We start from the raw sequence: 26,036 nt of genomic DNA, 5'->3' as shown, positions 1-26,036 counted from the left end.
TCCTCCCTTAAATAGTAAAGTTGATGTTATGTAGCTGATTATCAAAATTGAATGGATTAGTCTGTAATACTTCTGATTCTATATCTTTTTGAATATCTTCAGTATCTATAGCTGCTAAGGTAACATTTTTAATATCATAGCCTAGACTGGTGAGTGCAGTCTTGAGGTTCTGAATCTGTGATTTTATTAATTTAAGTGTTTTATCAGAGCTGGTATTAATATAAATATTCAGCTGTTCATTATAAAAGTCAAGTTTGATATTTATCAAGCCTAACTTTTTGGTTTCTAAGTTTAAGGCTAAACAGAACCTATTATTATCTCGTTCTTCTGGTTTTGATTTCTTCTGTTGATGAAAGATATTTAAATGAGCAGTAATAAATTCTTGATTAGGAAACTGCAGTGGAAGCTGTAAATAGAGGAAATTAGTTCCTGATCTTTCATTTTGATGCATAATTAATTTTTGATTGGTTAAATTATATATGACGTTATCAATGATTTTGTTTGCTGTTTGAGAGTTATTATTTTTAAGATCAAATAAGAATCTTTTGAGGCTATTTAACTGTTTAGCTTCTTTGGTCAACAGATTATTTTCAAAATTTAATCCTAACTTCATAATCTGTTTCTTAATCTCTTCAGCAGTAAAGTATCTATCTTCTTGATTAGGCTGTAGGATGAATTCTGTTAATTTATTGGCTATTTTATCTGGACTGCTTTTAATTAACTCTTTAAGGTCAGCGGCAATCTCAGGTTTTTTGGTTAAAAAATCAATTAGCAGTTTAATGCTCGAATGATTAAGCTTTAGGTTGGTTTTTTTAAAAAATATAATAGCTTTCAGAGCTTCAGTAGAGTCTGTTTGATGATTATTGAGCAGTTGTTTGATATTGATTATTTCTTCTTTATTAAGTGAGAGTTGGTATTTGAGCAAGGCTTTGATGATTCTTTCATTTGCTTCATTATGTAATAATCCTAATTCTGTTAAAATATTATCGACTTTTTTAGAGGTCATTTGTTGTAGATGATCAGAATTAGCCTCAGAAATATTCTTGCTAGGAGACTTTTTAAGTATTTCTTCGATTTTATTAATGGATTCTGGATTGGTCTTTGATGGCCAATTATTAAATAATTTCATTTTATCACCCCAAGGTTCTGTTGTTATTATGCATTCTTGGTTTTAGGCTTTGAACCCTTTATTTAGATGTATTATATTTTAGGAGTTGATGGATAGATGTTTTTAATGAAAGACTGCAGAATTAGTGAGTGTTATAAGAAGAACTTATTGATTACTTTAGGTAAGCTAGCTATTAATAATTATCCATCAATAATTTTGGAGTATAATCATCAATTATCTGGTGAACTAAAGAATCTAATGACTACAGTAATTAATGATCTTCAGATCTGTAGGCAGCTGAAGACTAGAATTTCTAAGCTTCAGACTGAGCTGAATTCATCATCCTACGATAATAAAAGGAATAATAATCGGATTCAGGCTTATAAAGATTCTCTTGAGTTAAAGAAGAAAAGACTTAAACATTTACGTACGGATAATTATGAACAATTGGCTAAGATTGGAGAAGAATTCTTTAAAAATAGACTTTTAAACCATGATAGAAAATTTTCTAATGTTTATTCTCAATTAGAAGATGAATTATTCCAAGGAGGATGTATTAAGGATTATAAAAACACCTATATAAATAAATATATTAATAAAGTAGTTAATTTTATCTTTTGAAGAGATAAGTTAAGGCTGCTGTATCAAATGTACTTTTAACAAGGAAAATAGTAATTATTATAGAATACTGTCATTAGTAGTCAGTAGAATCAGAAAGAAAGCCAGTAGGAGTGGTTGATATGTTATTTCATGATACTAAGGATCAGTTAGGGTTATTTACAGAACAGGATCAAGAACAACAGCGTTTCAATAACTTAGATGAAATAAAAGAAGTAGCAGTTGAATGTGAAAGATGTGAGTTGCATAAGGAATGTATTCAGACAGTCTTTGGAACAGGTAATTCGGATACAGGTTTAATGTTTGTGGGTGAGGGGCCAGGAAGACAGGAGGATGAACAAGGAGAGCCCTTTGTAGGTAAAGCCGGTCAACTCTTTAATAAGATATTAAAAGCAGCTGAAATAAAGCGAAAGGATGTCTATATCAGTAATATAGTTAAGTGTAGACCTCCCGGAAACCGTAATCCGAAGTTTTCTGAAATGAAGAGCTGTCTTTGGTTTTTAGCCCAGGAGATAAAGCTAATTCAACCAATGATTATTGTACCTTTAGGTTCAATAGCAGTTAAAGGTTTATTAGATCCTGATGGTAAGATTACTGAATTACGAGGCAATTGGGTTGAACGAGAAGGTTATTACTTGTTACCTACTTTTCATCCAGCAGCTTTACTGCGCAATGAGCAGTGGAAGAAGCCAACCTGGCATGATTTTTTAAAGATAAAGAAGGGTTATCAGCGTTATTTAGAATTGAAGGAAGAGGGCAAGTTATAAATAATGTTTATTTTCCCTTGACAAAAAGGAATATAGATGATAAATTATAAAGCGTCGCCTCACAGGGGCTGACAAATTAATTCAAATTTTTCTTGACAAAGTTAAGTTTTGATGTTAGAATGTTTAATGTCGCTTGTAAGAAAGCAGTCTTTTCTGCTGCAAAATCAAATAATTTGAGATTTCTTCTTGACAAGTGACTGGATTTGTGTTAATATATTAATTGTCGCTTGAAAAGAACTGAATCTTCTTGAGATTCTTGAATTTGTTCTTGACAAGCTACAAGAAAAGTGTTAAAATACTTGATGTCGCTTATTCGCGACTACTGATCTTTGAAAACTGAACATTGTCCATGCCAACGTCAATTGAGAATGGTAGTAATCCTTTATTCTTATTTGAGCCATATTAAACTCAACTTTTAGATCTGCTTTGCAGATTTAAATATATTCTTTTATCGGAGAGTTTGATCCTGGCTCAGGACGAACGCTGGCGGCGTGCCTAACACATGCAAGTCGCGCGAGAAAGCTGCTCTTTGAGCAGTTAGTAAAGCGGCGGACGGGTGAGTAACGCGTGAGTAATCTACCTTTAAGTCTGATATAACTTCTCGAAAGGGAAGCTAATTTCGGATATTATGCTGCCTGGATAACCAGGCTGCATCAAAGGCGGCTTTTTGCCTCCGCTTTTAGATGTGCTCGCGTCCCATTAGCTTGTTGGTGAGATAACAGCTCACCAAGGCTGCGATGGGTAGCCGACCTGAGAGGGTGATCGGCCACACTGGGACTGAGACACGGCCCAGACTCCTACGGGAGGCTGCAGTGGGGAATCTTTCGCAATGAGCGCAAGCTTGACGAAGCGACGCCGCGTGAGTGATGAAGGCCTTCGGGTCGTAAAGCTCTGTCCTCAGGGAAGAACATCTTAGTAGTGAATAACTGCTAGGCTTGACGGTACCTGAGAAGAAAGCTCCGGCTAACTACGTGCCAGCAGCCGCGGTAATACGTAGGGAGCAAGCGTTGTCCGGAATCATTGGGCGTAAAGGGTGCGCAGGCGGTCTGGCAAGTCAAGTGTGAAATGTATCGGCTTAACTGATACACTGCGCTTGAAACTGTCAGACTTGAGGGCAAGAGAAGAGAGCGGAATTCCTAGTGTAGCGGTGAAATGCGTAGATATTAGGAAGAACACCAGTGGCGAAAGCGGCTCTCTGGCTTGACCCTGACGCTGAGGCACGAAAGCTAGGGGAGCGAACGGGATTAGATACCCCGGTAGTCCTGGCTGTAAACGCTGGATACTAGGTGTTGGGGGTTCAACTCCCTCAGTGCTGCAGTTAACGCGTTAAGTATCCCGCCTGGGGATTACGACCGCAAGGTTGAAACTCAAAGGAATTGACGGGGGCCTGCACAAGCGGCGGAGCATGTGGTTTAATTCGAAGCAACGCGCAGAACCTTACCAGGGCTTGACATCCCGTGACTATCTGTCAACAGCAGAATTTGGTCCTTTGGATCACACGGTGACAGGTGGTGCATGGCTGTCGTCAGCTCGTGTCGTGAGATGTTGGGTTAAGTCCCGCAACGAGCGTAACCCCTATCCTTAGTTGCCAGCATTAAGTTGGGGACTCTAGGGAGACTGCCAGTCAAAAACTGGAGGAAGGTGGGGATGACGTCAAGTCATCATGCCCCTTATGCTCTGGGCTACACACGTGCTACAATGGCCTGTACAGAGGGCTGCTATACCGCAAGGTTTAGCCAATCCTCAAAACAGGTCCCAGTTCGGATTGCTGGCTGCAACTCGCCTGCATGAAGCTGGAGTCGCTAGTAATCGCGGATCAGAATGCCGCGGTGAATCCGTTCCCAGGCCTTGTACACACCGCCCGTCACACCACCCGAGTTGGATGCACCAGAAGTCGTCTACGGGCGCCGAAGGTGTGTCCGATAAGGGGGGTGAAGTCGTAACAAGGTAGCCGTATCGGAAGGTGCGGCTGGATCACCTCCTTTCTAAGGAGTACTTTTAAACCATTCTATTGCGTTTAACGGACAATGTTCAGTTTTGAGAGATCAATTCTCTCAAACTTGTACTTTGAAAACTGCACAATACCTGCATCAACAGATCAAATTACTAAGGGCATACGGTGGATATCTAGGTGCCGGAAGTCGATGAGGGACGTGGTAAGCTGCGAAAAGCTTCGGTTAGCTGCACACAAGTGTTGATCCGAAGATTTCCTAATGGGAGTACCTGCTTTGGAGTAATATCCAAGCATCTAAGCCTCAATTCATAGGGTTTAGAGGACATACCAGGTGAACTGAAACATCTCAGTAACCTAAGGAACAGAAAACAACAGTGATTCCCCTAGTAGCGGCGAGCGAAAAGGGAAGAGCCCAAACTATAACAGTGTAAGCTTACAGGCGTTGCTGTTATAGCGTCGTAGGAGTTATCAGGTAGTGCTGTAACACTACACAAGTTGATTCTTTTCTAGTCGAATCATCTGGAAAGATGAACCATAGAAGGTGATAGTCCTGTAGACGAAAGAAAGGATAGACTTGATAACTTCCTGAGTACCATGAGTCACGTGGAACCTCGTGGGAAGTAAGGAGGACCATCTCCTAAGGCTAAATACTACCCGGCAACCGATAGTGAACCAGTACCGTGAGGGAAAGATGAAAAGAACCCCGGGAGGGGAGTGAAATAGAATTTGAAACCGTATGCTTACAAGCGGTCAGAGGACTATTTAAAGTCTGATGGCGTGCTTTTTGCATAACGAACCGGCGAGTTACAGATTGTGGCCCAGGTTAAGCTTTAAAAGCGAAGCCACAGCGAAAGCGAGTCTTAAAAGGCGCAAGTCGCAGTCTGTAGACCCGAAACCGAGTGATCTATCCTTGGTCAGGTTGAAGCACGGGTAAGATCGTGTGGAAGACCGAACCTATTGGCGTTGAAAAGCCATAGGATGAGCTGAGGATAGGGGTGAAAGGCCAATCGAACTCGGAAATAGCTGGTTCTCTCCGAAATAGCTTTAGGGCTAGCCTTAAGTATCTGTCTTGGCGGTAGAGCACTGATTGGACTAGGGGCTTAATCAAGTTACCGAATCCAGTCAAACTCCGAACGCCATTACAGTAAGCTTAGGAGTCAGACTACGGGGGATAAGCTGCGTAGTCGAGAGGGAAACAACCCAGATCGCCAGTTAAGGTCCCAAAGTATAGACTAAGTGGTAAAGGAAGTGGAGTTGCATAGACAACCAGGATGTTGGCTTAGAACCAGCCATTCATTTAAAGAGTGCGTAACAGCTCACTGGTCGAGTGACTTTGCGCCAAAAATGTTCGGGGCTTAAGTCTATCACCGAAACTGCGGATTGGTTTTACCAATGGTAGGAGAGCATTCTATTTGGACCGAAGCTGTACCGAAAGGAGCAGTGGACTGAATAGAAGAGAGAATGCCGGTATGAGTAACGATAAAATAGGTGAGAATCCTATTCGCCGATAGTCTAAGGTTTCCTGAGGAAGGCTCGTCCGCTCAGGGTAAGCCGGGACCTAAGCCGAGGCCGAAAGGCGTAGGTGATGGTTAATCGGTCAAGATTCCGATGCCGCCTTTAATCATTTGAGTAAAGGAGTGACACAGGAAGGTATGTCAGCATGGTAATGGATATTCCATGTTTAAGCAGTCAGGGAGCTAATCTAGGTAAATCCGGATTAGTGTTAATCCTAAGCTGTGATGACGACTCTCTACGGAGAGGAAGTGACAATTCCTCGACTGTCAAGAAAAGCTTCTAGCGAGATTAAAGGCGCCCGTACCGCAAACCGACACAGGTAGACAGGATGAGAATTCTAAGGCGCGCGAGAGAACCCTTGTTAAGGAACTCGGCAAAATGACCCCGTAACTTCGGGAGAAGGGGTACCTGTCTTTGACAGGTTGCAACAACCAGGCCCAAGCGACTATTTACCAAAAATACAGGTCTCTGCTAAGACGCAAGTCGAAGTATAGGGGCTGACGCCTGCCCGGTGCTGGAAGGTCAAGGGGAAGAGTTAGTCATCTTTTGATGATGAAGCTTGGAACTTAAGCCCCAGTAAACGGCGGCCGTAACTATAACGGTCCTAAGGTAGCGAAATTCCTTGTCGGGTAAGTTCCGACCTGCACGAATGGCGAAACGACTTGGGCGCTGTCTCAACAAGGGACTCGGTGAAATTGAAGTGTCTGTGAAGATGCAGGCTACCCACGACAGGACGGAAAGACCCCGTGGAGCTTTACTGCAGCCTGATATTGAGTTTTGGTACAATATGTACAGGATAAGTGGAAGGCATTGACACCGGAGCGCCAGTTTCGGTTAAGCCATCCCTGGGATACCACTCTTATTGTTCCGGAATTCTAACTTTGTAGCGTTATCCGCTATGGGGACAGTGTCAGGCAGGCAGTTTGACTGGGGCGGTCGACTCCCAAACAGTAACGGAGTCGCCCAAAGGTTCCCTCAGTACGGTTGGAAATCGTACGTAGAGTGTAAAGGCAGAAGGGAGCTTAACTGCAAGACATACAGGTCGAGCAGATACGAAAGTAGGGCTTAGTGATCCGACGGTAGAGAGTGGAATTGCCGTCGCTCAACGGATAAAAGTTACCCCGGGGATAACAGGCTTATCTTTCCCAAGAGTTCACATCGACGGAAAGGTTTGGCACCTCGATGTCGGCTCGTCGCATCCTGGAGCTGGAGCAGGTTCCAAGGGTTGGGCTGTTCGCCCATTAAAGCGGTACGCGAGCTGGGTTCAGAACGTCGTGAGACAGTTCGGTCCCTATCCGTCGTGGGCACAGGAGACTTGCGAGGATCTATCCCTAGTACGAGAGGACCGGGATGGACGTACCTCTGGTGAACCAGTTGTTCTGCCCAGAGCAGAGCTGGGTAGCTAAGTACGGATAAGATAAGCGCTGAAAGCATCTAAGCGCGAAGCCAACCTCAAGATAAGGTTTCCCATAGAGTAAATCTAGTAAGATCCCTGAAAGAAGATCAGGTAGATAGGCCAGAGGTGTAAGGACAGTAATGTTCTAAGCTGACTGGTACTAATAGATCGAGGATTTGATCTGTGGAAGGTATTGTGCAGTTTTGAAAGTGCAACTAGAAAGCACTTGACAATAAATAATAAAGATGATATATTGTTAGGTGTGAGTAAAAAATAAACAAGTAAATAAATTTTCCGGTGGTAATCGCGGAGGGGCTACACCTGTTCCCATTTCGAACACAGCAGTTAAGTCCTCCAGCGCTGATGGTACTATGGGGGTGACCCTATGGGAGAGTAGGTCGCTGCCGGAAATTAATTAATAAAGCATATTGAAGATATTGGGATGTCGCCAAGCGGTAAGGCACAGGGTTTTGGTCTCTGTACCGCAGGTTCGAATCCTGCCATCCCAGCCACAAGATATGCCCCCATCGTCTAGAGGCCCAGGATACTAGGTTTTCATCCTAGCGGCAGGGGTTCGAATCCCCTTGGGGGTGCCACTAAAACTTATTTAAATGCACTTGAATATATTGTAAGTAAGTAACTTGAACTTAAGTGTAGTAATAGCATATGCCACAGCAAGGCTTGGTTTGTAGCCTGGCTGAGGGTGCCACTTTAACCTATTAAGTTAAGGGCGAATAGCTCAGTTGGGAGAGCACCTGCCTTACAAGCAGGGGGTCACAGGTTCGAGCCCTGTTTCGCCCACCATTTAAGGGGATGTAGTAGAGCTGGTCAACAACGCCGGCCTGTCACGCCGGAGGACGCGGGTTCAAATCCCGTCATCCCCGCCATGTGCTGACGTAGCTCAATTGGCAGAGCAGCTGACTTGTAATCAGCAGGTTACCGGTTCAAGTCCGGTCGTCAGCTCCAAGTAAAGTGGGCCATTAGCTCAGCTGGAAGAGCATCGGACTTTTAATCCGAGTGTCGGAGGTTCGATCCCTCCATGGCTCACCATTTAAAAGAATAAATACCGCGGGGTAGAGCAGTCTGGTAGCTCGTCGGGCTCATAACCCGGAGGCCATCGGTTCGAATCCGATCCCCGCAACCATATAATCTTTTATAATTGTAGTGCTTGAAAAGTGCAACCAAAATAATTTAATGCCTGCGGGAATAGCTCAGTTGGCTAGAGCACCAGCCTTCCAAGCTGGGTGTCGCCGGTTCGAGTCCGGTTTCCCGCTCCATTTATAACTTAATAACTGTTAATTATCTGTCGGAGCGTGGCGCAGCTTGGCTAGCGCACCTGGTTTGGGACCAGGGGGTCGAAGGTTCAAATCCTTTCGCTCCGACCATTTTTTATATAATTTTTTGCTTTAAGGCTTCACATTTCTTTTTTTTATATATTATAATATGTATAATACATAAGTTATAGAGCAAGGTAGAATATAAGGGGGAACATATATGGCTAAAGGTATATTAATTGTTGATGATGCGCAATTTATGCGGACAATGTTGAGTCAACTGATAGAAGAAAATGGCTATGAAGTTCTCGGTGAAGCTGAAAACGGTCAAGAAGCTGTTGAAATGTATAAAGAAGTAAATCCTGATTTGGTGACAATGGATATTACAATGCCTGATATGGATGGAATTGAAGCTACAGAAGCTATACTCGAAATTGATCCTGATGCTAAAATAGTGATGTGTAGTGCAATGGGGCAGAAGCCAATGGTAGTTGATGCTCTGGAAGCTGGAGCTAAAGACTTTATTGTAAAGCCTATTCAACCGGAAAAAGTAAAGGATACTTTAAAGTCTATTTTTGTATAATTAACAATAAAATAAAAATTAATCAAAAGGTAGAGAACTTTCTCTATCTTTTTTATATTTAAAAATGGAGGGATATCAGATGCTAAAATGTCAGATTCCCAACTTTAAATCTTTAGAAGTAGATAAATTAGTATTTGATTATAATGGAACCTTAGCCTGTGATGGACAGCCTATTGAGAGTGTAAAAGAAAAATTAAACCAGTTAGCAGAAAAGTTTGAAGTATATATTTTAACTGCTGATACTTTTGGTACTGTAGAGAATGAATTCAAAGATATAGAAGCAGAAATTATAATTATTGATTCTAATGATGGAAGTAAAGCTAAGCAAAAGTTTATACGACAATTAGGCAGTCAGACTGTAATTGCAGTGGGAAATGGCAGCAATGATAGGTTGATGTTAGATGAAGCAGGGCTAGGAATCTTAGTTATAGGTTCTGAAGGGGCATCAACTAGAAGTTTATTGGAATCAGATTTATTGATTAATAATATTAATGATGTTTTGGATACAATATTAAATCCCCAGCGCTTAGTTGCCTCACTGCGTGAATAGTGTTAATTGAGTATAATCAGGAGGCGGATCAAATGAAATTAAAGACTTTAAAAATGTTGGTGAAATTAATAGAAATGGGTAGTTTTTCGGCAGTAGCAGATAAATTGGACTTAACCCAACCTGCTGTAAGTATGCAGATTAAATCATTAGAAAAGAGATTTGATACTGATTTAGTAGTAAGACAGGACGGTGGAATTAAACTAACCCCAACAGGAAAGATAATTTACCGGAAGGCCAAAAGGATTTTGGATGTCTGGGAAGAAGCTAAGTTAGAGATTGAACAGGTAAAAGGAGAAACTTTTGATCAATTAATTATTGGAGCCAGCACTATTCCTTCTGAATATTTACTTCCTGATTTATTAGCTGAATTCTATAAGAAATTTCCGCAGGTAGAAGTTTTAATGGAAGTAGGAGATAGCACAGAAATAATTAATAATCTAGAAGATAGAGAAGTAGATATAATTATTGTTGGTTCAAAGCCAACTCAAAACCAGTTTGAAGTAGTTTCAGTAATTGAGGACCGTTTAGTTTTAATTTTACCCTTAGAACATAGGTTAATTAATTCTTCACACGTTTCTTTAGCTGATTTAATAAAAGAGCAGATATTGATTAGAGAGCAAGGTTCTGGAACTAGAAAAGCTATGTTAGCTGGATTGAAAGAAGCGGGAATAGACAAAGCAGAGCTTAATCTTGGACTTCAGTTAGGGAGTACAGAAGCAGTTATTTCTGCAGTTGAGGCTGGACTAGGAGTTTCTTTTGTATCAGAGCTGGCTGCTAGCAAGGCTGTAGATAATCGAAGAGTAGAGAAAGTTAAAGTGAATGATATGCTAATTAGCCGCAAATTATATTTAGCCTATCATCAAGAAAGAAAAAATGAAGCATTAATTAAAGAGTTTAGAAAGATTTTTTAAATTCATCTTTACTTTTAATAGATTTATGATAAAATAAAAATAGCTTAGAATAGATTAGAAAAGAGGAGATGAGAGGAAATGAAGATGAGAAGATTTGTTGAAGCAGCTTTATTGTTGGCAATTGGTTTTATACTGCGTAATATTATGCCTCCGCTTATGTTGGGAATGAAACCTGATTTGAGTTTGGTAATGTTGTTTGTAGTGATTATGCTTTATAGAGACTTAAAGTTAACTTTGGTTTCAGGAGCAGTAGCAGGTATTATTTCTGCTTTCACAACTGCCTTTCCTGGAGGACAACTGGCTAATGTAGTTGAAAAGCCTTTAACGTCGTTATCAGTATTAGCAATTCTTTATTTAGTAAGTAAGATGAAGATAAGTAATAAGCTAGAAGCAGGAATTATAGGTCTGTTTGGCACACTTATTAGTGGAACTTTATTTTTATTAATTACTTTGGCTTTTGTAGGTTTACCAGGGTCTTTTAAAGCATTATTTCTATCTGTAGTTTTACCTACAGCCTTGATGAATGTAGCATTTCTTTATGTACTGTACCCGATAATAAAGAGAATAAAAGGGTTAACTCCTTCTACCAAACAGGAGTTAAATGAAGCTTCTAAAAAAAACAGCCTAATTAGGCTGTTTTTTTATTAAGGTTTAATAGTTAAGAAAGGAGAAATTAAGGATGAAGTTAGGAGTAGTGAGTGATACACATGGGAGTCTCTCAGCCTGGAAAGAAACAGTTAAGTACCTAGAAGATACTGATATGATTCTACATGCAGGTGATTTATTATATCACGGAGCTAGAAATCCTCTGCCTTCCGGTTATGATACTGAAGGATTGGTTAAGGAATTAAATGGGTTTTGTGGTAATCTCTTAGCTGTAAAGGGGAATGTAGATGCATTAGTAGATGATTGGGTGCTGCCTTATCCTTTATCTGATTATTCAGTTGTAATTGATAATGGGCGTAAGATAGTTATTTATCACGGTTATCAGCATGAAAGCAAAGCAGAAAGAGTTGAATTTGCTGAGCAATTTGGGGCTGATATATTAATCTATGGACATACTCATAAGCCATTACTGGAAAGAATTAAGGGAGTTATTCTGTTAAACCCCGGTAGTGCTGCTTTACCAAAACAGGATCCGTCTCAGCCGACTATAGCTGTAATTGAAAATACCAAGATTAAAATTATAACTCTGAATGATAAAGAAGTAATAGAAGAATTGGCTTTATAGATTAATACCAGAACTACTAGTGGATATAAAGTATTGCTAGTGGTTCTGGTATTTAATTTTTACACTTCTTTAATAGTTAGACTTTATCAGGCTTACCTATTTTCACGATAGGCTTATTGATCGGATCGCATCATCTGCCGGATATTTTTTCTCTTTTTGGATTGAATTAATTAATAAGAAGAGAGTAGAAAGGATGGCGAAAAATATGGTTTTATTTTTAGTTAAGTTGCTTTCTAAATTGATACTTCCCCCCGGTTTATTTATAATTTTATTAATTATTCTGTTTATCTTACTGCAGACAAGCCAGAATAAATATAGTTATCGAAAAAATAAAAGGAAGTATCTGTATGGCTGTTTAATCTTATTATTGATCTTAATCTATCTCTTTAGTTCCTATCCCGGTGAATTTTTATTAACTAAGCCTTTAGAGAGTCAGTTTGATCCTCTATTAATATCCAATAGAGAATCAAAAGTTGGTAATTCAACAGCTATTGTTCTGTTAGGGAGCGGAGTTAGAAGAGGGACTTCGCGGGGAGTAGAGATTGGTGAAATCACTTTAGCCCGTCTTTATAGAACCTGGCAGATACATAAAGAGACTGGTCTGGATTTAGTAGTCAGCGGTGGAGTAGTTCCCGGAGCCGATAATACTTCCGGAGCTGAAGTGATGAAGGAGGTACTGTTGGATTTAGGAGTTAAAGAGGATAAGATTATTTTAGAAAAGAAGGCTAAGAATACCTGGCAGAATGCAGTCAATACTGCTTTGTTATTAGAAGAAAGAGAATATGAGCAGATAATACTTGTTACTAGTGCTTTACATATGAAGCGGGCTGTTTATTCTTTCGAAAGAAACTGTAATCAGAGATTAATACCTGCTCCAGCTAATTATACCTTCAATACTGATGTAAGTCTGCTTGATTATCTGCCCAATAGAGAATCATTGGATAATTCATTGGCTGCCTTACATGAATGGATTGGTCTAGTCTGGTATTCATTTAAATAATTATTCTTTACCTAATAAATGGGTGATAAATTGCTGGGCTGTTCTACCAGAACGTCCATTATGTCTAATTGCCCAGCGTTTTGCCTTCTTTTCTAGTTCTTCTTGAGAGAGATTAATGTTATTCTTTTCGGCCAGTTTCTTTACAATTTTAAGATAATCTCTTTGGTCCGGTGCTTCATAAGTGATAGTAATACCAAAACGTTCAACAAGGGATAACTTTTCTTGTTTGGTATCTTTTGGATGTACTTCACTGCTTTGTTGGCTGCGGTCGTTCCATTTTTCTTTGATTAAATTTCTTCGGTTTGATGTAGCATAGAATAAAGTATTATCAGGCTTTCTTTCTATACCTCCTTCCATAATGGCTTTAAGATATTTATACTCTGTTTCAAAGTCTTCAAAGGATAGATCATCCATAAAGATAATAAAGTATAATCCGCGTTGCTTAAGAAAGTGCAGAATTTTAGGAAGTTCAGTCAGCTGATTTTTTGTGATTTCAATTAAACGCAGTCCTTCATTAGCATATCTATTGATTAAGGCTTTAATTGAGGAGGATTTTCCGGTTCCACTGGCTCCAAAGAGCAATACATTATTGGCCTGGTTATTATTTAGAAAGGCTTCAGTATTTTCAATCAATCTCTGCTGTTGGGATTGGTATCCGATTAGCTCTTTAAAGGTAACTGAGTCTGGATTTTTAATGCCGATAGGCTGCTGTTGTTGATTATTCCATTGAAAAGCAGCATATCTGTTTAATTTTCCTGTTCCAGTAGAATAATAATAATCAATCAATAAATCGGTCAATTTTTTAGGAGATTCAGTTTGAGAGAAAGCCTTATTTAAGTTAGTTAGATTGTCGGTAAATAGACTATTGTTAGCTGTAGATGGGTTGAAGTTATGAATAAATTCTATTGGTTGAATATTTAATTTATTTTCGATTTCAGCTAGATTTAGTTTATAAAATTTCTTTAGAATTTTCAGATCATGAACAGCAGCTTGATATAGGCTTGTTCCTAAATCTTTACCCAGTCTTTCACTGGTGAGGCTAAAAGTATTTTTATCTGTTGTAATTGCTTTTAAGAGATACTGCTGCCATAGGTTGCCCTGGAGCTCATTTTTTTCACCAGTTTTGATTAATTCATGATAAAGTTGATAATAGTCTGTCTGTAGCTTAGTTAATTTTGTTGGTTGGTTATTTAGGTTTAGTACTAGGTCTTTTACTTTCTTAATTAAGTTATTATCCAATAGATTACGATAAATAAGTAACTGATTTAATTTTAAACAACAGTTTTTGGCTGCGGATAGGTACAATCTATTTTCTCCTTTCTGTAATTTTGGTATTGAAGCTATTAATAATTCTTTGTCTTTAGTTATTTTATCATTTAGGTTAGTTACTTTTAAAGGTTAAATAGGTTTTTTTTATTATATTTGCAATAATTACTAGATTAAATTTTAGCTTACTGCTTAATAATATACTTAGAAATTAAATTTGGAGGTGTAATAATGACAGTAGGAGAAGACCTACACCAGACTTTGACTTCTTTAGAAAGCATTAGAACTAATTATGAGCAGTTTGCCCAGAGTACTCAGGACCAGCAGGCCCAACAGATGTTCCAGCAGGGTGCTCAGCAGCTGGATTCTATGATTGATGATCTAAAAAATCGAGTTGATTATGCTGAACAGGAAGAACCACAGTATAAGGTTGAGCAGCAGATGACTGGACAGCAGCAGGGTCAACAACAAGGACAACAGAGACAATAATTAAGAGCCATTAAGTAAGGGAGCTAGTCGAATATTCTTTCGACTAGCTCCTTTAATCTTAATTTGGACTATCTTAAATTTGGACTATAAAGGAGGAAGCATAGTGACTACTGAGCAAAAAGGAGATCCGAATCGTTTAATTGAGGAACAGAGTCCATATCTTTTGCAGCATGCTTATAATCCGGTTGATTGGTATTCCTGGAGTGATGAAGCCTTTAAAAAAGCTAAAACAGAGGATAAACCGGTCTTTCTTTCAATTGGTTATTCTACCTGCCATTGGTGCCATGTAATGGAGAGAGAATCCTTTGAAGATGAAGAAGTGGCAGAGATTTTAAACAGGAGTTTTGTAGCAATCAAAGTAGACCGAGAAGAGCGGCCGGATATTGATAATATATATATGACGGTCTGTCAGACTTTGACAGGTAGAGGAGGCTGGCCGCTGACAGTAATTATGACTCCAGAGAAGAAGCCTTTCTTTGCTGGAACCTACTTTCCTAAAGAAGCAGGTCGAGGCCAGCCGGGACTAATGGATATCTTAATCCGAGTAGAGCAGGCCTGGAAGAAAAAACGCCAGCCATTACTTGAAACCAGTGAAGAGATACTGTCTGCTTTGGAAAGGGTAAATGATACCGATAAGAATGATTCTGCTTCAATGGAAGAGATGTCTGGCTTAGCTAAGGAGGCTTTCATTTCCTTTGTAGCAAATTTTGATGAAGATTATGGAGGCTTTGGTACAGCACCTAAATTTCCTACTCCCCATAATCTGATGTTCTTACTGCGTTACTGGAAATCAACAGGGGAAGAGAAGGCACTTGAGATGGTAGAGACTACATTGGATAATATGTATCGCGGCGGTATGTATGATCATTTAGGATACGGATTTGCCCGCTATTCTACCGATGAAAAGTGGTTGGTACCTCACTTTGAAAAGATGTTATATGATAATGCTTTACTGGCAGTAACTTATTTGGAAGCCTATCAAATTACAGATAAAGAGGATTATGCAGATATTGCAAGGGAGATCTTCACTTATGTTTTAAGGGATTTGACATCACCTGAGGGTGGTTTTTATTCGGCTGAAGATGCAGATTCGGAAAGAGAAGAAGGGAAGTTTTATGTTTGGACTCCCAACGAAATTAAGAAAATTTTAGGTAATAAGCAAGGTGAAGAGTTCTGTCAGGTTTATAATATTACTGATGAAGGAAACTTTGAAGGAAAGAGTATTCCTAATTTAATTGGTACTGAACTGGATAAATCTGAAGTAGATAAGAAATTTGCAGCAGAACGAAAAGAATTATTTAAGGCTAGAGAAAAGAGGGTACATCCCCATAAGGATGATAAGATTCTAACCTCCTGGAATGGCTTGATGATTGCTGCTTTGGCTATTGGTGCTCGAGTTCTTAATGATGAGCGTTATCAACAGGCAGCCAAAGAAGCGGCAGAATTTATCTGGCAGAATTTACGTCGTGATGGTAATGGAAGACTGCTAGCTAGATACCGGAATGGAGAAGCTGATTATTACGGATATGTCGATGACTATGCTTTCTTTATCTGGGGTTTGATTGAGCTGTATGAGACTACTTTTGAAACTGAATATCTTGAGAAGGCAGCAGAATTAAATAATGATTTAATTGAATATTTTTGGGATAAAGAACAAGGTGGACTTTATTTTTATGGTTATGATAGTGAAGAGTTATTGACTAGGCCGAAAGAGATCTATGATGGGGCTATTCCATCCGGAAATTCAGTAGCTACTCTAAATCTTTTACGTCTAGCTAAATTAATTGGAGATACTGAATTGGAAGAAAAGGCTAGACAGCAGTTTGAATACTTCGGTAGCCGGATAACCAATAAACCGATAGCCTCTTCTTACTTTCTATTATCCTGGCTGTTTGCTCAAAATGGTGGTAGGGAGATTGTGATTGCCGGTAATAGGGAAGAAACTGTTACTGAAGAGATGGTTCAGGTTCTACATCAAGAATTTCTGCCCTTTACAGTTAGTCTTTTAAATACCACACAGGAAAGAAAGAAGCTATCTGAATTGGTTCCTTTTGCAGCTGATCAGATGAAAGTGGACAAAAGGCCGACGGCTTATATCTGTGAAAACTTTGCTTGTCAAAAACCAGTAATTGATATTGAGCAATTTAAAGAAAGATTACAGTAAATTAGAAATTGAATGGTTTAAAAGTAGGAAAAAAATGTGGTATAATTATCTGTTATTAGTCTACAAGAGGTGAGGAAGATGTTATTCCAGGACAATGAAAGATATCAGGCTATGAAGCGGGAAAGGATGGTAAAAGAGCAGCTGCAGCCAAAAGGAATTAGACATCAAGCCACAGTGGAGAGTATGCTTACTGTTCCGCGGCATAAATTTGTTTCTGAAAGATTTCAGGATATGGCTTATCAGGATACTGCCTTACCGATTGATAAGGAACAGACGATTAGCCAGCCTTACATTGTTGGACTGATGACAGAAGCTCTACAGCCTAGTTCCGGTGATAAAGTGTTAGAGATTGGTACCGGTTCTGGCTATGCAGCGGCTGTTCTGGCTGAAATTGTGGATGAAGTTTATACAGTAGAGCGGCATCAGGATTTAGCCCAGCAGGCAGAGGATAGATTTGAATTACTAGGCTATGAGAATATAAGGCTTCGAGTTGGTGATGGTACCAAAGGCTGGGTAGAGTATGCTCCCTATGATGGGATTACTATTGCCGCTGGTGCTCCAGTAGTGCCTGAATCCTTAGCAGATCAGTTAGTAACTGGTGGGCGGTTAGTAATTCCAGTCGGCAGAAAGGAAGGGGTACAGGAGTTGATGCTGCTTAAAAAGAAGGCTGACGGCAAGTTAGCTCGCAGCAGTTTGGGACAGGTGAGGTTTGTTCCTTTAGTAGGAGAAGAAGGCTGGAATAAGGGGAGATGAGTTACTAAGAGGAGGAAGGAAAAATTATAATGAACAGAATTTATAATCTATATGGTAGTAAGCCTAAAGAGATGGTCTATAGAATATTAGAAGAGATGGATTTGGATCTGGATTCTGATTTAACAGTAGGGCTGAAGCCTAACTTGATTCTGGATAAGAAGAGCAGTAGCGGTGCTACTACCGATCCTGAATTAGCAGCAGGAGTAGTTGAGTATCTACAGCAGCAGGGAATTGATGATATTCTAATCTTGGAAGGCTCCTGGGTAGGGGCTGAGACTGAGCGTGCTTTTGAGGTCTGTGGTTATAATGAGTTAGTTCGGAAGTATGACCTTTCCTTATATGATTTAAAGGAAGATCAAACTCAAAATTGCCGCAGTGGTAGGTTCGAAATAAAAGTCTGTCAGAAGCCGCTGGCAGTCGATTATTTGATCAATCTACCTGTACTTAAGGCCCACTGCCAGACTAAGATAACCTGTGCGCTAAAGAACTTAAAGGGGTGTTTACCGGATTCAGAAAAGCGCCGTTTTCATAGACTAGGTCTCCATCAGCCAATTGCTCACCTGAATCAGATTTTGAGTAGCGATTTAGTATTAGTAGATGGAATTATTGGTGACTTGACCTTTGAAGAAGGCGGTAATCCGGTACATATGAATCGAATTATTGCTGGTAAGGATTCTGTCTTAATTGATGCTTATGTTGCTCGATTATTAGGCTTTGATGCTTATGAAGTTGATTATATTGGGATTGCTGAACAGCTGGGAGTTGGTAGTGCTGAGCTAAATAAAGCTGAAGTAATTGAGCTTAATCAACCGGTAGATTCTTTTCAGACCTTAGACTCTATTGCTCAAAGGGGAGAGAAAATAAGTAGGATTACAGACTTTGTTACTACTGATCAGGCCTGTTCTGCCTGTTTAGGTAGTCTGGTACATGCTCTAACAAGAATCGATGATAAGTATGGACTGCCGGCTGACTTTTCTATTTCTGTCGGACAGGGATTAGAGGATAAAGAGATTGAAGGGATTGGGGTCGGCAAATGTGCCCGCCGGGCAGATAAATCAATTTTCGGCTGTCCTCCCGATGCTAAGAGTATTGTTGATGGATTGGTTGAAATCTGGGAGTTAACCGATGAATAGGAGGTTCTAGTATGGATGATATAACTATGTTGGCAGAGAAATATTTAGAAAATTATTCAGTGAATGATGTTATCAATCAAGAAGCAGCCTTTCTGTTTATACTGGAGTCGCCGCATACTCAAGAGATGAGAAATGGCTATCCAGTAGCTGGAAGTTCCGGAGTAGAGATGACAAAGTTTATCTATAATACTGATAAGAAGGATGCCTTCGGTAAGCTAGTAAGCCAAACTAAGAAGTATAGTGATGAATATGAAAACCTAGAAAGATTTAGTATTCTTAATGTATCTTCCGCTCCAATGCAGAGAGAAGGACTTAAAGATTATGATTTGGATGAAGAAGAAGAGAGAATAGTTAGAATTTTGGAAAAGCTGCGGGTAAATTATAAAAGTCGAAACCATAGAAATCAAGAATGGAATCAGGTTAAGGAGGTTATATTGTCGGATTTTAAACAGCGTTTAGTTTCAGGACTGGAAGTGATGGAAAGGTTAACATATCTAGTTCCCTGTGGTAAATTAGCAGTAAATTATCTACAGTTAATTCAAAATTCCGAAAAGATTATCAATCAGAAAGAAGTTATCTGGAATATTCCCCATCCTTCATTTAATCAATGGAGCCATTATGAATCTATGGACCAGTTAAAGGAGAAATTATAAATTTATAGACTCAGATTCTATTTTCTAAGCAAGCAGGTTAATTTCTGCTTGCTCTTTTTTTATTCACGAAGACTAAAGAATTGAATAATATAGGTATTAGGAATCCAAATGAGGAGGATAAGAAATGAAGAAATTATTAACTGTAGGGTTAGTAATGGTTTTATTGGTTGGAACGAGTTTGACGGGGTTAGCAGCAACAGAAGTTAGGCTTAATGAAGTAGTTCATTCTATTTTCTATACTCCACAATATGTAGCCTTACATAAAGGCTTCTTTAAGCAGGAAGGATTAAAAGTTGAATTATCTACAGCCTGGGGAGGAGATAAAGCTGCTACTGCCCTTATGTCAGATCATGCAGATATTGCCTTAATTGGACCGGAACCGTCGATCTATATCTATCAGCGGGGAGCAGATAATCATCCGATTAATTTTGCTCAATTGACTCAAAAGGCCGGTTCATTTCTTTTAGCCAGAGAGCCGATGCCGGACTTTATGCTGGAGGATCTGAGAGGCAAAAAGGTTATCGGTAACCGTCCTGGCGGAGCTCCGGAGATGGTAATGGAGTATGTACTGCGCCATAATGGCATTGAGCCTTTTGAAGATGTTCAGATTAATACTAGTTTAGACTTCTCTGCTAATGCTCCTGCTTTCAAAAATGGTTTAGGAGATTTTGTTCAGTTATTTGAACCTAAAGCATCAAAACTGGAAAAGATGGGAGCAGGTTATGTAGTAGCCTCCTTTGGAGAATTAGGAGGAAAGGTACCATATACTGCTTATATGGCCTGCAAGGATTATATTGCTGATAATCCAGAAGTGATTCAGAAGTTTACTAATGCAGTCTATCGGGCCCAGAAGTGGACCTATGATCATTCAGCAAAAGAGATAGCTGAAGTAATTAAACCGTCATTTTCAGAATTAGAAGATGATATTTTAGTTAAGGTGGTTAAGAGATATAAAGGTCAGAATACCTGGGCCCATAATCCTATTTTATCAAAATCCGAATTGGATTACTGGCAGGATATAATTATGGAAGCGGATGAATTAGATAAAAAGGTAGATTATGAAGTAATAGTAGATACTAAGTTTGCTGAAGAAGCTGTAAAGAATACTGAGTAAGGAGGGAGTTAAAATGAATAAAATTCAGTTTAAGGAGGTGGGGATGAAGTATCATACTGTAGCCGAGGAGACAGAAGCTTTAAAGGATCTTTCCTTTAGCGTTGAAGAGAATGAATTTGTTAGTTTAGTTGGCCCCAGTGGTTGTGGTAAAACAACTGCTCTTTCTCTTGTATCTGGATTGTTGTCACCTACTAGCGGGCAGGTTACTATTGATGGTAAGAGAGTTAAAGGAATTGATGAGAAGGTAGGATATATGCTGCAGGAGGATTATCTCTTTCCGTGGCGGACAATTCTTGATAATATTCTAATAGGACTTGAGGTTAAAGATGAATTAACAGCTAAAAGCAGACAGAAAGCCCGGCAGTTGCTGGCTGATTATGGATTAGAAGGCTTTGCAGACTATTATCCTACTCAGTTATCCGGCGGTATGCGTCAGAGGGTAGCACTAGCCCGGACGTTGATTTTTGAACCAGAGATACTTCTGTTGGATGAACCATTTTCTGCTCTGGATTATCATACCAAGCTGACTTTAGAGGATGAAGTAGCTCAGATACTGCGAAACAAAGAAAAGACAGTAGTGTTAGTTACTCATGATATTGCTGAAGCAGTTGCTATGTCTGATAGAGTTTTGGTCTTTACAGAACGTCCTGGTAGTATCAAAGAAGAATATAAGATTGATTTAGCTATAAGTGGAGACTTTTCTACCTTTAAAGCTCGGGAAGCTGAGGAGTTTAGATATTACTTTAATTCTATCTGGGAGGAGCTGGATGTCTATGTTTGAAAGAATAAAGGCTGTACTGAATAAGTATTTAACTAAAGATTCAGTTACAGATGAACATGGAAAGTATTTAAAGAAAATGCGGCTGAGAAAGATTAGTATCAATACACTACAGATTTTAATTTTAGCTGCTTTAATCATAGGCTGGCAGCTGGCAGCAAAATATAAAATTGTTGATCCCTTTATTACCAGTTATCCTTCTCAGATTATAAAGACTATTTATGAGATGTCATTGAATGGGGAGTTATTTAAGCATATCTGGGTAACAGTATATGAAACTTTGATTGGATTTTTACTTGGTGCTACCGGTGGATTAGTGATTGCAAGTATTCTATGGTGGTCTGATTATTTATCTCAGATCTTCGAACCATTTATTATTGTATTAAATGCATTACCGAAGATGGCTTTAGGACCAGTATTGATTATCTGGTTAGGGAACGGTACTATAGCCATCATCGGCATGGCACTTTTGATCTCAATTATAGTTACAATTGTGATGGTCTATAATGGTTTTAAAGAGACAGACCAGAATAAAATAAAGCTACTGAGGACCTTAGGAGCAGATAAGTTTCAGATCTTTAAGAAGGTAGTCTTACCGGATAATCTACCTACTATTTTTGGAGCTTTAAAGGTAAATATAGGTCTTTCATTAGTAGGGACAATAGTAGGTGAATTCTTAGTTTCCGAAGCCGGATTAGGATATCTAATTGTTTATGGTGGTCAGGTATTCAAGTTAGATTTGGTAATGACCAGTGTGATTATTCTATCTGTATTGGCTGGATTACTCTATTATCTAGTTGCTTGGCTAGAAAAAAAGATTATCAATTGGGAAGAGTAGCTTATTACATCAATTTAGTTCCTGGTACTGTAGAAGCTTGAGTTGGCACATCAATAACAGCTACTTCATTTAGCTGTTGAGTCTGCTCTAGTATATTCTCTAATTCGCTAATGCTTTCCGGTCTAAAGCCTTGAGCATTACAGGATTCAGCAAACTGAACAAAATCCGGATTGGTCAAATCTACTTCTTCCGGTATAAGATCGGCTGTAGTCATTCTATTTCTTTCCATAGCTAATGTACCATTATTCATAATGATAATTCTAACAGGTAGATCATATCTAACAGCAGTTAAAATTTCAGCCAATACCATACTGATACCGCCGTCGCCAGTAATAGATGTTACAGGAGCTTCAGGCTGATTTATCTTAGCTGCTAGAGATGCCGGTACGCCAAATCCCATAGTTCGCCAGCTGCCGGAGACTAGAACATCTTGGCATTGGTCAGTAAAATATTTGCCGAACCAGACTACGTTATCTCCCGAGTCAAGGGATATAATTTCATTTTCGGTAGTTTTATTGCTGATGGTTTGAATAACAGACTGGGGAGTTAATGGAGTTTCGGCTACTTCAACACTTTCTTCTAGACTATCTAACCAGGTCTTACGGGCAGAACTAATTTCTGACCGCCAGGCTTGATTATCTTTTTCGGGGAGTTTTTTTAGTAGTGAAGTAATAGACTTCTTAATATCACCTAAAATTCCTAATTCTACTGGATGGGCTAAACCAATATTCTCTTTAACTGTATCGAATTGGATTACCTCTGGTTGTCGGGGTACATAATCCATTGGCCACCAGGTTGCTCCAAAGTTAATAATTAAATCGGCTTCATTCAACAGCTGGCTTGCTATATCACTGCCTGCTAAACCTAATCCGCCGAGGGATAGGGGACAATTATCAGAAATGATTCCTTTAGCAGGGAGAGTATAAATCAAACCACCATCAATCTGTTGGGCCAGTTCTTTTAATCCTTTCTTACATTCTTTTGCACCGCGGCCATAGAGAATAACAGGTTTATTTGCTTGATTTATTCTATCTACTGCTTTGTTAATTATTTTTTCTTTTGGAATTTCTTTTTTATTTAAATGGGATGGATACTCTCTAGGAACAGCAGTAGTTTCTGCCTGCCATAAATCCATAGGAATAGCTAAATGGCTAACGCCTCCGTTCACAATAGACATCGTCATTGCTTTAACCATTAAATCAACTATAGAATCCGGATTAGTAACGAGACTGGAGAAGACAGTTAGCGGTTTGGTTAATTCTAATTGATTGACAAACTGTTTATAATCAGTTCCTATATTCCAGGTAGGAACCTGACCAGTAATTAATAATAGCGGTACTCTATCACTGTAAGCATCACCGATACCATTAATAATATTGGCTGTACCGGGACCGCTATGGGCTACACAGACGGCCAATTCATCATTTAATTTTGCTTCTGCTGAAGCCATCAGTCCAGCAGTGCCTTCATGTTTTGAAGTGTAGAGCTTAATAGGCGAGTTACTGAGAGCAGAGAAGAATTCTAAAATTGTATCTCCCGAATAGCCGTAAATATGCTCAACATTCCATTTATCTAACTGCTCAATAATTACATCAGTCAAATTTCTATTCTCCATTTAGTTCACTCCTTTAGTATTTATTCTTTATGTTCTACCTAAAAAGAATTATTATACTGGAAAGTTATATAGTTAAGCTTTGCAGGACTATTTAATTATTTTATTCAAATATATGTATATCTATCATAGATGTTAATTTAAGCTGAATTTTAGATAAAAGTGCAGTTATATTGATATAATGTTGCAGTTTAGAGTTGATATATTTCAAACGCTGCCAAAATCAGCCCTAGTCAATCAGCAATAAATTAATCTTAGAGATACGATTTAAAGAGCCTACTTTGTATATTAATTATTTTCTCTTATGGGGCTGCTTTAAGTTGCTTTTTGAAATATATCAACTAATTGTGCAAAATTATCCGAGGGGGGCGTTTAAAACCAGATTAATGAAATTTCTATGCTGTAATTGCAATGTAATATTGCAAATAGTCAATATATGCTTACAGCAACTCCTATTGGTGATAACCATAGCAATCTATTCTATTATCAATAGTCAATATGTGTCCAGAGCGACTCTTAAAACTGACCCGGAGTCATGGACGACGGAGGGGCAGTTTTTGACAGTGAGCGAAACAGGACGTTGAGCGAACGGCAAGCGGCGGATACATATTGACTATCACTGCAATATCTTGAAACTGCAACAATATATCAATAAAGAGTTAACTGAAAATATATAATTAGCATTCATAAGTATATTAATTAACTATTGATAGATAGAAATAATTAGCAGGAATTCTAATAAAGATATAGAATAAGAAATTTAGCTTTAAGTTATAAATAATCAAGTTAGGAATTGTTAATTCAGGAGGGAAAGATAATGAATTTGACTTTTGTTGTTAGTCCATTAGTAGGATCAGTTATTGGCTACTGTACTAACTGGGTAGCAGTTAAGATGCTCTTTAAGCCGTTAGAAGAAAAGAGAATTTTAGGAATGAAGGTTCCCTTTACTCCCGGAGTTATTCCTCGGCGGAGAGGTAAATTGGCTGAGAGCATCGGTGATGCCGTAGGAGAGGAATTATTAACCCCTGATGCTTTTCATGAAATATTGCAGGGAGAAGATATGAAAGAAAAGATACAAGGCTTTGTAAACGAAAGAATTAAGAGTTTGAAAGAAGAAGAACGGAATCTACAGGAACTTTTGGATTTAGCTGTCTCTAATTCTGATGATAGAGAAGAGTTAAAAGCTGAAATGAAGAAGATGATTTCTACTGGAATTAAAGGATTATTAGATAAAGAAGAAATAATGAGTGTAGTAAAGAAAGAATTAGCCCAGATTGATATTGAAAGATTAGAAGATTATCTGGCTTCCGATGAATACCAAGACTTCAAAAATAAATTGAGTACTTTTCTGTTATCCAATCTGTATCGGGATTCGACTAAGGAAGGGTTACTTGTCTTTTTAAATAATAGGCTTGAGAGAATAAAAGATAATCAGAAGACTGTGAGTGATTTTCTACCGGATGGAATGAATGAAAATCTAAGTGAATGGTTATCAGACCAGGGACCAGAGTTTGTAGAAAAATTGATTTCATTTCTTGATTCTGAAACAGCTAAAGAACGAATAAATAAGAAACTTGATGAGGCTTTAGGCAGTAATTCAGTGATGCAGATGGTAGGCGGTTTTTTAGATAAAGAAAAGATTGTTAATCAGTTTATAGACTATATCGTTAAGTTTCTAGAAGAACCTGAAAGCCAAAAAGAAATAATAGCTAAGCTGGATGAATTTTTGGATTCAATTTTTGAAACTGAAGCTGCTGTAATTATTGATAAGTTTGATGATGAGGATTTAATTGAAGTGATAGACTTTATTCTAGAAAAAACAGCAACTGAAGAAGTAGTAGATAAATTATTTAATAGTTTAGAGGAATCAGTCGTTGATAAGTTAGCTAAAAAAGATTTAACTAATAATGATAAGATAATTACTGTAATTGAGGAGCTAATAGAGAAGGTAATAGAAAGTGATTTCTTATCTGCTAAAATAGAATCATGGGTTGACCAGCAGCTGGACAAGCTGAGCGAGCGGCCGGTAAGGTATTACTTTAATAAATTGGATGCAGTTACTTTACAGAAAGTAGAATTAGGTGTTGTAGGTAGTCTTGAATATATTATTGAGAACCATTTAGGTAGAGTACTGTCTACTTTAGATTTTAAAGAGATGGTAATAAAGAAGGTTAATGACTTTGACATTTTAGAAGTAGAAAATCTATTATTAAGTGTTATTGAGACAGAGTTGAATGCTATTACCTGGTTTGGAGCTGTTTTAGGCCTGATTATGGGTTTGATAACCCCTTTTATTTCAGTATTATTTAGTTAACTAGAGAAATAAACT

General features: G+C 38.6%; 20 protein-coding genes, 9 tRNA genes and 3 rRNA genes. 29 read left to right on the top strand and 3 right to left on the bottom strand.

All coding sequences use genetic code 11. The features are described from left to right. Positions 1–7: 7 nt before the first annotated feature. Positions 8–1,129: a flagellar hook-length control protein FliK gene (locus tag acear_RS06935; RefSeq protein WP_013278293.1), complete on the bottom strand. Its 1,122-nt coding sequence runs from the start codon at positions 1,127–1,129 to the stop codon at positions 8–10. 96 nt (positions 1,130–1,225) lie between these two features. On the opposite strand from acear_RS06935, the gene acear_RS06930 reads away from it, so the two are divergent. The 20 genes from acear_RS06930 (at position 1,226) to acear_RS06835 (ending at position 12,907) form a co-directional block, all read left to right on the top strand. Beyond that, positions 1,226–1,729: a hypothetical protein gene (locus acear_RS06930; protein WP_013278292.1), complete on the top strand. Its 504-nt coding sequence runs from the start codon at positions 1,226–1,228 to the stop codon at positions 1,727–1,729. Positions 1,730–1,848: 119 nt separating this feature from the next. Then, on the top strand, positions 1,849–2,493 hold the full coding sequence (locus acear_RS06925) for a uracil-DNA glycosylase (RefSeq protein WP_013278291.1): 645 nt from the start codon (positions 1,849–1,851) through the stop codon (positions 2,491–2,493). Positions 2,494–2,941: 448 nt separating this feature from the next. Next, positions 2,942–4,478 (top strand): 16S ribosomal RNA (locus acear_RS06920). 111 nt (positions 4,479–4,589) lie between these two features. Next, positions 4,590–7,542 (top strand): 23S ribosomal RNA (locus acear_RS06915). 109 nt (positions 7,543–7,651) lie between these two features. Continuing rightward, positions 7,652–7,768 (top strand): 5S ribosomal RNA (rrf, locus tag acear_RS06910). The 16S, 23S and 5S rRNA genes sit together here with 9 tRNA genes alongside, the layout of an rRNA operon. A 28-nt stretch (positions 7,769–7,796) precedes the next feature. Further along, positions 7,797–7,870, top strand: a tRNA-Gln gene (locus acear_RS06905). 8 nt (positions 7,871–7,878) lie between these two features. Then, a tRNA-Glu gene (locus acear_RS06900) sits at positions 7,879–7,954 on the top strand. A gap of 132 nt (positions 7,955–8,086) precedes the next feature. After that, positions 8,087–8,162, top strand: a tRNA-Val gene (locus tag acear_RS06895). A 5-nt stretch (positions 8,163–8,167) separates the two neighbouring features. Beyond that, positions 8,168–8,245 (top strand) — tRNA-Asp (locus acear_RS06890). 3 nt (positions 8,246–8,248) lie between these two features. Further along, positions 8,249–8,324 (top strand) — tRNA-Thr (locus acear_RS06885). Between the two features lie 8 nt (positions 8,325–8,332). Further along, positions 8,333–8,408, top strand: a tRNA-Lys gene (locus acear_RS06880). 17 nt (positions 8,409–8,425) lie between these two features. After that, positions 8,426–8,502: transfer RNA gene (locus tag acear_RS06875), tRNA-Met, on the top strand. Between the two features lie 56 nt (positions 8,503–8,558). Then, a tRNA-Gly gene (locus acear_RS06870) sits at positions 8,559–8,635 on the top strand. Between the two features lie 30 nt (positions 8,636–8,665). Beyond that, positions 8,666–8,743 (top strand) — tRNA-Pro (locus acear_RS06865). Between the two features lie 109 nt (positions 8,744–8,852). After that, the gene (locus acear_RS06860) at positions 8,853–9,215 is read left to right on the top strand and encodes a response regulator (RefSeq protein ID WP_013278290.1); all 363 of its coding nucleotides are present in this window, start codon (positions 8,853–8,855) and stop codon (positions 9,213–9,215) included. A 79-nt stretch (positions 9,216–9,294) separates the two neighbouring features. Beyond that, positions 9,295–9,765 carry an HAD family hydrolase gene (locus acear_RS06855; RefSeq protein WP_013278289.1) on the top strand — a complete coding sequence of 157 codons (471 nt, stop codon included), beginning with the start codon at positions 9,295–9,297 and terminating at the stop codon, positions 9,763–9,765. Between the two features lie 32 nt (positions 9,766–9,797). After that, positions 9,798–10,676, top strand: coding sequence for a selenium metabolism-associated LysR family transcriptional regulator (locus acear_RS06850; RefSeq protein WP_013278288.1), 879 nt, complete (start codon positions 9,798–9,800; stop codon positions 10,674–10,676). 78 nt (positions 10,677–10,754) lie between these two features. Next, positions 10,755–11,324, top strand: a complete 570-nt coding sequence (locus acear_RS06845) for a tryptophan transporter (RefSeq protein WP_013278287.1) — start codon at positions 10,755–10,757, stop codon at positions 11,322–11,324. A gap of 31 nt (positions 11,325–11,355) precedes the next feature. Continuing rightward, a complete protein-coding gene (gene yfcE, locus acear_RS06840) occupies positions 11,356–11,907 on the top strand; it encodes a phosphodiesterase (RefSeq protein ID WP_013278286.1) in 552 nt (183 codons plus the stop codon). 205 nt (positions 11,908–12,112) lie between these two features. Then, positions 12,113–12,907 (top strand): YdcF family protein, encoded by a 795-nt coding sequence (locus tag acear_RS06835; protein ID WP_013278285.1) that lies wholly within the window; start codon positions 12,113–12,115, stop codon positions 12,905–12,907. Here acear_RS06835 and acear_RS06830 read toward each other — a convergent pair whose 3' ends face one another. After that, entirely contained in the window at positions 12,908–14,212 is a 1,305-nt protein-coding gene (locus tag acear_RS06830; protein WP_013278284.1) for an ATP-binding protein, read from the bottom strand. A gap of 192 nt (positions 14,213–14,404) precedes the next feature. On the opposite strand from acear_RS06830, the gene acear_RS06825 reads away from it, so the two are divergent. The 8 genes from acear_RS06825 (at position 14,405) to acear_RS06790 (ending at position 22,095) form a co-directional block, all read left to right on the top strand. Next, complete coding sequence (locus acear_RS06825; RefSeq protein WP_013278283.1) at positions 14,405–14,662, top strand: DUF1657 domain-containing protein; 258 nt, start codon at positions 14,405–14,407, stop codon at positions 14,660–14,662. 103 nt (positions 14,663–14,765) lie between these two features. Next, entirely contained in the window at positions 14,766–16,826 is a 2,061-nt protein-coding gene (locus tag acear_RS06820) for a thioredoxin domain-containing protein (protein WP_013278282.1), read from the top strand. Between the two features lie 78 nt (positions 16,827–16,904). After that, positions 16,905–17,579, top strand: a complete 675-nt coding sequence (locus tag acear_RS06815; protein WP_013278281.1) for a protein-L-isoaspartate(D-aspartate) O-methyltransferase — start codon at positions 16,905–16,907, stop codon at positions 17,577–17,579. Between the two features lie 29 nt (positions 17,580–17,608). After that, the gene (locus acear_RS06810; protein ID WP_013278280.1) at positions 17,609–18,712 is read left to right on the top strand and encodes a DUF362 domain-containing protein; all 1,104 of its coding nucleotides are present in this window, start codon (positions 17,609–17,611) and stop codon (positions 18,710–18,712) included. Positions 18,713–18,723: 11 nt separating this feature from the next. Continuing rightward, positions 18,724–19,365 (top strand): hypothetical protein, encoded by a 642-nt coding sequence (locus acear_RS06805; RefSeq protein ID WP_013278279.1) that lies wholly within the window; start codon positions 18,724–18,726, stop codon positions 19,363–19,365. Positions 19,366–19,489: 124 nt separating this feature from the next. Then, positions 19,490–20,479 carry an ABC transporter substrate-binding protein gene (locus acear_RS06800; RefSeq protein WP_013278278.1) on the top strand — a complete coding sequence of 330 codons (990 nt, stop codon included), beginning with the start codon at positions 19,490–19,492 and terminating at the stop codon, positions 20,477–20,479. Positions 20,480–20,492: 13 nt separating this feature from the next. Continuing rightward, positions 20,493–21,260, top strand: a complete 768-nt coding sequence (locus acear_RS06795; protein WP_013278277.1) for an ABC transporter ATP-binding protein — start codon at positions 20,493–20,495, stop codon at positions 21,258–21,260. After that, complete coding sequence (locus acear_RS06790) at positions 21,247–22,095, top strand: ABC transporter permease (RefSeq protein WP_013278276.1); 849 nt, start codon at positions 21,247–21,249, stop codon at positions 22,093–22,095. Before acear_RS06795 ends, acear_RS06790 begins: the two co-directional genes overlap by 14 nt. 4 nt (positions 22,096–22,099) lie before the next feature. Here the strand turns inward: acear_RS06790 and acear_RS06785 are convergent, their stop codons facing one another. Beyond that, positions 22,100–23,710, bottom strand: coding sequence for a thiamine pyrophosphate-binding protein (locus acear_RS06785; protein WP_013278275.1), 1,611 nt, complete (start codon positions 23,708–23,710; stop codon positions 22,100–22,102). Positions 23,711–24,524: 814 nt separating this feature from the next. Here acear_RS06785 and acear_RS06780 point away from each other — a divergent pair. Next, a complete protein-coding gene (locus acear_RS06780) occupies positions 24,525–26,021 on the top strand; it encodes a DUF445 family protein (protein ID WP_013278274.1) in 1,497 nt (498 codons plus the stop codon). Positions 26,022–26,036: the final 15 nt, after the last annotated feature.

This window comes from Acetohalobium arabaticum DSM 5501 (assembly GCF_000144695.1).
In the GTDB taxonomy this organism is placed as follows: Bacteria; Bacillota; Halanaerobiia; order Halobacteroidales; family Acetohalobiaceae; genus Acetohalobium; species Acetohalobium arabaticum.
Note: the sequence above shows the minus strand (reverse complement) of the source record. Positions and strands in the feature narration are given on the sequence as shown.

What these genes read in the sequence shown, in the direction of transcription:
- acear_RS06845 (WP_013278287.1), top strand. Translation starts at nt 10,755, where the DNA reads ATGAAGATGAGAAGATTTGTTGAAGCAGCTTTATTGTTGGCAATTGGT.
- acear_RS06780 (WP_013278274.1), top strand. Translation starts at nt 24,525, where the DNA reads ATGAATTTGACTTTTGTTGTTAGTCCATTAGTAGGATCAGTTATTGGC.
- acear_RS06850 (WP_013278288.1), top strand. Translation starts at nt 9,798, where the DNA reads ATGAAATTAAAGACTTTAAAAATGTTGGTGAAATTAATAGAAATGGGT.
- acear_RS06925 (WP_013278291.1), top strand. Translation starts at nt 1,849, where the DNA reads ATGTTATTTCATGATACTAAGGATCAGTTAGGGTTATTTACAGAACAG.
- acear_RS06855 (WP_013278289.1), top strand. Translation starts at nt 9,295, where the DNA reads ATGCTAAAATGTCAGATTCCCAACTTTAAATCTTTAGAAGTAGATAAA.
- acear_RS06795 (WP_013278277.1), top strand. Translation starts at nt 20,493, where the DNA reads ATGAATAAAATTCAGTTTAAGGAGGTGGGGATGAAGTATCATACTGTA.
- acear_RS06860 (WP_013278290.1), top strand. Translation starts at nt 8,853, where the DNA reads ATGGCTAAAGGTATATTAATTGTTGATGATGCGCAATTTATGCGGACA.
- acear_RS06930 (WP_013278292.1), top strand. Translation starts at nt 1,226, where the DNA reads ATGTTTTTAATGAAAGACTGCAGAATTAGTGAGTGTTATAAGAAGAAC.
- acear_RS06800 (WP_013278278.1), top strand. Translation starts at nt 19,490, where the DNA reads ATGAAGAAATTATTAACTGTAGGGTTAGTAATGGTTTTATTGGTTGGA.
- acear_RS06935 (WP_013278293.1), bottom strand. Translation starts at nt 1,129, where the DNA reads ATGAAATTATTTAATAATTGGCCATCAAAGACCAATCCAGAATCCATT.
- acear_RS06785 (WP_013278275.1), bottom strand. Translation starts at nt 23,710, where the DNA reads ATGGAGAATAGAAATTTGACTGATGTAATTATTGAGCAGTTAGATAAA.
- acear_RS06805 (WP_013278279.1), top strand. Translation starts at nt 18,724, where the DNA reads ATGGATGATATAACTATGTTGGCAGAGAAATATTTAGAAAATTATTCA.
- acear_RS06835 (WP_013278285.1), top strand. Translation starts at nt 12,113, where the DNA reads ATGGTTTTATTTTTAGTTAAGTTGCTTTCTAAATTGATACTTCCCCCC.
- acear_RS06810 (WP_013278280.1), top strand. Translation starts at nt 17,609, where the DNA reads ATGAACAGAATTTATAATCTATATGGTAGTAAGCCTAAAGAGATGGTC.
- yfcE (WP_013278286.1), top strand. Translation starts at nt 11,356, where the DNA reads ATGAAGTTAGGAGTAGTGAGTGATACACATGGGAGTCTCTCAGCCTGG.
- acear_RS06815 (WP_013278281.1), top strand. Translation starts at nt 16,905, where the DNA reads ATGTTATTCCAGGACAATGAAAGATATCAGGCTATGAAGCGGGAAAGG.
- acear_RS06790 (WP_013278276.1), top strand. Translation starts at nt 21,247, where the DNA reads ATGTCTATGTTTGAAAGAATAAAGGCTGTACTGAATAAGTATTTAACT.
- acear_RS06825 (WP_013278283.1), top strand. Translation starts at nt 14,405, where the DNA reads ATGACAGTAGGAGAAGACCTACACCAGACTTTGACTTCTTTAGAAAGC.